Here is a 730-nt window from a genome sequence, read left to right on the forward strand (position 1 = left end):
AGAGCAGGCTAAAGTGGGTGTTGTGTATGCTGAATATGGTTTAACCGAATCGGGAGGCGTGGTTCTTTTTTCCGCCGCCGAGCGCGGGCGTTCATTGAGCCTGCTCCCGGAATATTCTCTTTTTATCCTGCGTAAAAGCACTATCCTGCCGCGTGTAGCGCAACTCGCAGAAAAATTGCATCAGAAAGCGCAGGCCGGTGAACGAATGCCTTCCTGCATTAACATCATTAGCGGCCCCAGTTCAACGGCGGATATTGAGCTTATCAAAGTCGTCGGAGTTCATGGCCCGGTGAAAGCGGTGTATCTGATTATTGAGGATTGTTGAGAGAGATATGAAGTCTGGACATAAACCTGAAGAAGGCATACGAGGTTGAAAATAGCGTTTAGGACAACCTGACTTAACCCCGTTCCGTCATGGTTATGCTGCTCTTCTGTAAATATCCTGGTATTACCAATGCCAGGATATTTACAGTGAAAAAGACAGGCATCCATTCCTGAAAACGGGTTCCCTTCCCGGTCATTGTCACTTCAGCTTTATACAGGCACTCTCTATCAGAATGTTGTTTATTACTGCCCAGAGTTTTGTTGGTATTCATCTACCATTTTTTTGACAAGGCAAAACATTACAGAAATTACAATGCTTAGAAAAAATCCCAGAGCCAGGCAAATGGCAGCAGGGTATTTATTTTTTATTTCTGGTGAGCTTATAGTTACACAGCCATCACCGTTC

1 protein-coding gene and 1 pseudogene are annotated in these 730 nt (G+C 44.9%); one reads left to right on the forward strand and one right to left on the reverse strand.

Annotation, left to right across the window (positions count from 1 at the left end; genetic code table 11):
* On the forward strand, positions 1–325 hold a 325-nt coding region (locus tag ACS8YF_RS19715), incomplete at its 5' end, for a LutC/YkgG family protein (RefSeq protein WP_440851788.1).
* 242 nt (positions 326–567) lie between these two features.
* Here ACS8YF_RS19715 and ACS8YF_RS19720 read toward each other — a convergent pair.
* A pseudogene (locus ACS8YF_RS19720) lies at positions 568–730 on the reverse strand (hypothetical protein); the annotation flags it as partial.

It is taken from the genome of Salinisphaera sp. SWV1 (genome assembly GCF_052044155.1).
GTDB lineage: Bacteria > Pseudomonadota > Gammaproteobacteria > Nevskiales > Salinisphaeraceae > Salinisphaera.